We start from the raw sequence: 3,949 nt of genomic DNA on the forward strand, positions 1-3,949 counted from the left end.
GGCGTGGTCGAATTCGATGCCGAGCAGCGGGCGCTCAGCATCGAAGAAAAGCCGACAGCTCCCAAAAGCAATTACGCGGTGACCGGCTTGTATTTTTACGACGCACAGGTTGGCGAGATTGCCCGTGGCATCCGGCCTTCGGCCCGCGGCGAATTGGAAATCACCGACGTCAACCGCGCCTATCTGGAGCAGGGCGCCTTGCATGTGGACATCATGGGCCGTGGTTTCGCCTGGCTCGACACCGGCACCCACGACAGTCTGCACGAAGCGGCCAGTTTCATCGGCACCCTGCAGAAACGCCAGGGCCTGATGGTGGCCTGTCCGGAAGAGATCGCGTTCACCCGCGGCTGGATCGATGCCGAGCAGGTGCTGCGCCTGGCCGCGCCCTTGGCCAAAAACGATTACGGGCGCTATCTGCGCAACCTGGTGAAATGACGATGGCGCTGACCGTCACTGCCACCGAGTTGCCCGGCGTGCTGATGCTGCAGCCGCAGCGGCATGCCGATGCCCGCGGATTTTTCATGGAAAGTTTCAACCAGCGCGATTTCCATGCCGCCACCGGCAGCACAGCGGTGTTCGTGCAGGACAACCACAGCCGTTCGGCGCCGGGCGTGCTGCGCGGTCTGCATTATCAACGGCAACACCCGCAGGGCAAACTGGTGCGGGTGGTGCAGGGTGCGGTGTTCGATGTGGTGGTCGATCTGCGCCGGTCTTCGCCGACCTTCAAACGCTGGATCGGCGTGGAACTCTCGGCCGACAACGGCCGCCAGCTCTGGATTCCGCCGGGCTTCGCGCACGGCTTTCTGGCCTTGGCCGAAGGCGCCGACATGCTCTACAAAACCACCGACTACCGCGTGGCCGACGATGAATACGCGCTGCGCTGGGATGATCCGATCATCGCCATCGACTGGCCATTGCGATCACCGCCGCAGCTGTCGGACAAAGACGCACAGGCGCCGGGTGTGGATCCCGACCACTGTTTTGACTGAACTCAGCAATAAAAAAGCCCCCGTTTCCGGGGGCTTTTCACATCACATCAATTTTGCTTTTCTTCCCTCTCCCTCTGGGAGAGGGTTAGGGTGAGGGCCAGAGCAGTGGCTTACTTCTTCTGACCGTCCTTGAAACCTTCCTCGTAACCTTTCGAGAACGCCGACTCGTAACGCGAATCGTAGCTGTCTTCGTGGCGCTGGTAAGCGTTCTTGGCACCGGCTTTGGCGTCGTCTTGGCCGGCGGCAAAGCCTTCCTTGAAGTACACGCAGGCGGTCTTATCCATCGTGGTCGGGCAAGCCGGGGCATCGGCCAGAACCGAACCGGCCATGAACAGGCTGGCGAGGGCGAGGGCGAATACACGCGATTTCATGAGTTTCTCCAATGCGGACCAATGTCCGTGCCATAAGCATAGCAAGTTCCGCACCTGCCGCAAGCCGGGGGCTGAATGCCGGATTAATCCCCCCGGTCTGCCGATTTCCTCTAAAATGAGCGGAATTCCCTGAAAATCAAGCGCATGAAGCCCTTATCCCATCTTGACCGGCTGGAAGCGGAAAGCCTGCATATCTTCCGCGAAGTCGCGTCCGAGTTCAGCAATCCGGTCATGCTCTATTCCATCGGCAAGGACAGCGCGGTGCTTTTGCACCTGTTGGCCAAGGCGTTCTATCCGGCCAAGCCACCGATTCCGCTGCTGCATGTGGACACCACCTGGAAATTCCGCGACATGTACGCGTTCCGGGAAACCGTGGCCGAGCGTTACGGGGTCACCCTGAAAGTGCACATCAACCAAGAGGGCGTGGCCCAGAACGTCAACCCGTTCACCCACGGCGCCACCGTGCACACCGATATCATGAAAACCCAGGGCCTGAAGCAGGCGCTGGATGCCGGCCAGTACGATGCCGCCATCGGCGGCGCCCGCCGCGACGAGGAAAAATCGCGGGCCAAGGAGCGCGTGTTCTCGTTCCGCAATGCCGAACACCGCTGGGACCCGAAAGCGCAGCGCCCGGAATTGTGGGATGTCTATAACACCCGCATCCGCAAAGGCGAAAGCGTGCGCGTGTTCCCGCTGTCGAACTGGACCGAGCTCGACATCTGGCTGTACATCTTCCGCGAGAACATTCCGGTGGTACCGCTGTATTTCGCGCAGGAGCGTCCGGTGGTCGAACGCGACGGCGGCCTGATCATGGTCGACGACGAGCGCATGCCGCTGCATCCGGGCGAAGTCCCGATGATGAAAAAAGTGCGTTTCCGCACCCTGGGTTGCTACCCGCTGACCGGCGCCATTGAATCAGAAGCCTCCGATTTGGAAGCCATCATCGCCGAGATGCTGGCGGCGCGCACCTCCGAGCGTCAGGGCCGGATGATCGATCACGATCAATCCGCCTCGATGGAGAAGAAGAAGCAGGAGGGCTATTTCTGATGGCCACCGATATCCGCGCCTACCTGCAGCAACACGAAACCAAATCCCTGCTGCGCTTCATCACCTGCGGTAGCGTCGATGACGGCAAGAGCACCCTGATCGGGCGTCTGCTGCACGATACCAAAGGCCTGTTCGACGATCAGCTGGCCGCACTGGAAAAAGATTCCGCCAAGCACGGCACCCAGGGCGAAGCCATGGATTTCGCGCTGTTGGTCGATGGCCTGGCCGCCGAACGCGAGCAGGGCATCACCATCGACGTGGCCTACCGCTTCTTCGCCACCGACAAACGCAAATTCATCGTGGCCGATTGCCCGGGCCATGAACAATACACCCGCAACATGGCCACCGGCGCGTCCACCGCCGATGTCGCCGTGGTGCTGATCGACGCCCGTAAAGGCGTGCTGACCCAGACCCGCCGGCACAGCTTCATCGTCTCGCGCCTGGGCATCAAGCACGTGCTGCTGGCGGTGAACAAGATGGATCTGGTTGAATTTGATGAGGGCGTGTTCAATGCCATCGTCGAACAGTACCAGCATCTGGCCGATCAGCTCGGCATTTCCAGCGTGCAGGCGGTGCCCTTGTCGGCACTGACCGGCGACAACCTGATTGCGTCCTCGGCGCGCACGCCTTGGTATGCCGGTCCGTCGGTGCTGTCGTATTTGGAAGAGGTGGGCGAATCCCCCTCAATCCCCCTTTTGGAAAAGGGCGAAGAAACCCCTCCCTTCCTTGGAAGGGAGGATGGGAGGGATGCCTACGGCCGCCTGCCGGTGCAGTGGGTCTGTCGTCCGAATCTGGATTTCCGCGGCTTTGCCGGCACGGTGTGCGCTGGCGCGTTCGCCCCCGGCGATGACGTGGCGGTATTGCCTTCGGGCAAGCGCTCGCGCATCGCCCGCATCGTCACCCAAGACGGCGATCTGGCCCATGCCGGTCGCGGTCAGGCGATTACGCTGACGCTGGAAGATGAAGTCGATATCAGCCGCGGCGATGTCATCGTCTCGGCCAAGAACCCGTGCGAAACCGCCGATCAATTCGCCGCGCACGTCATCTGGATGGACGAGGCCGAATTGATTCCCGGCCGCGGCTACTGGCTGAAAATCGGGGCGCGCACGGTCAATGCCACCGTCACCGAAATCAAGCACAAGATCGACATCAACAGCCAGGAACCGCTGGCGGCTAAAACCCTGCACTTGAACGAAATCGGCGTGTGCAATCTCAAGCTCGATCAGGCCATCGCTTTCGAAGCGTACGCGCTCGACAAGACTCTGGGCGGCTTCATTCTGATCGACCGGCAGAGCAATGCCACCGTTGCCGCCGGCACCATTGATTTCGCGCTGCGCCGCGCCGGCAATATCCACTGGCAGGCGATGGACGTCAACAAGGCTGCGCGGGCCGGGCTCAAAAGCCAGACGCCGCGTTGCATCTGGTTCACCGGTCTGTCCGGTTCCGGAAAATCCACCATCGCCAATCAGCTGGAACAACGCCTGTTGGCCGGCCACCACCACACCTATGCGCTCGATGGCGACAACGTCCGGCATGGTCTGA

5 protein-coding genes are annotated in these 3,949 nt (G+C 61.3%); 4 read left to right on the forward strand and 1 reads right to left on the reverse strand.

The window, feature by feature from the left end; all coding sequences use genetic code 11:
• Positions 1 to 435 (forward strand): sugar phosphate nucleotidyltransferase (locus ACIQ1A_RS09505; protein WP_395770831.1); only part of this gene is annotated, 435 nt, incomplete at its 5' end.
• Positions 436 to 437: 2 nt separating this feature from the next.
• On the forward strand, positions 438 to 989 hold the full coding sequence (gene rfbC, locus ACIQ1A_RS09510) for a dTDP-4-dehydrorhamnose 3,5-epimerase (RefSeq protein WP_395770832.1): 552 nt from the start codon (positions 438 to 440) through the stop codon (positions 987 to 989).
• 110 nt (positions 990 to 1,099) lie between these two features.
• Here rfbC and ACIQ1A_RS09515 read toward each other — a convergent pair whose 3' ends face one another.
• Positions 1,100 to 1,360 carry a hypothetical protein gene (locus ACIQ1A_RS09515; protein ID WP_395770833.1) on the reverse strand — a complete coding sequence of 87 codons (261 nt, stop codon included), beginning with the start codon at positions 1,358 to 1,360 and terminating at the stop codon, positions 1,100 to 1,102.
• A gap of 144 nt (positions 1,361 to 1,504) precedes the next feature.
• Here ACIQ1A_RS09515 and cysD point away from each other — a divergent pair, with 144 nt between their 5' ends.
• Positions 1,505 to 2,407 (forward strand): sulfate adenylyltransferase subunit CysD, encoded by a 903-nt coding sequence (gene cysD, locus ACIQ1A_RS09520; protein WP_395770834.1) that lies wholly within the window; start codon positions 1,505 to 1,507, stop codon positions 2,405 to 2,407.
• Positions 2,407 to 3,949, forward strand: a 1,543-nt coding sequence (gene cysN / locus ACIQ1A_RS09525) for a sulfate adenylyltransferase subunit CysN (protein WP_395770835.1), incomplete at its 3' end; no start/stop codon positions are given. The genes cysD and cysN, both read left to right, overlap by 1 nt.

The organism is Arenimonas sp. (genome assembly GCF_044353605.1).
GTDB lineage: Bacteria > Pseudomonadota > Gammaproteobacteria > Xanthomonadales > Xanthomonadaceae > Arenimonas.

Bases quoted from the DNA above. Each gene is read 5' to 3' on its own strand.
- ACIQ1A_RS09515 (WP_395770833.1), bottom strand. From the start codon at position 1,360: ATGAAATCGCGTGTATTCGCCCTCGCCCTCGCCAGCCTGTTCATGGCC.
- cysD (WP_395770834.1), top strand. From the start codon at position 1,505: ATGAAGCCCTTATCCCATCTTGACCGGCTGGAAGCGGAAAGCCTGCAT.
- rfbC (WP_395770832.1), top strand. From the start codon at position 438: ATGGCGCTGACCGTCACTGCCACCGAGTTGCCCGGCGTGCTGATGCTG.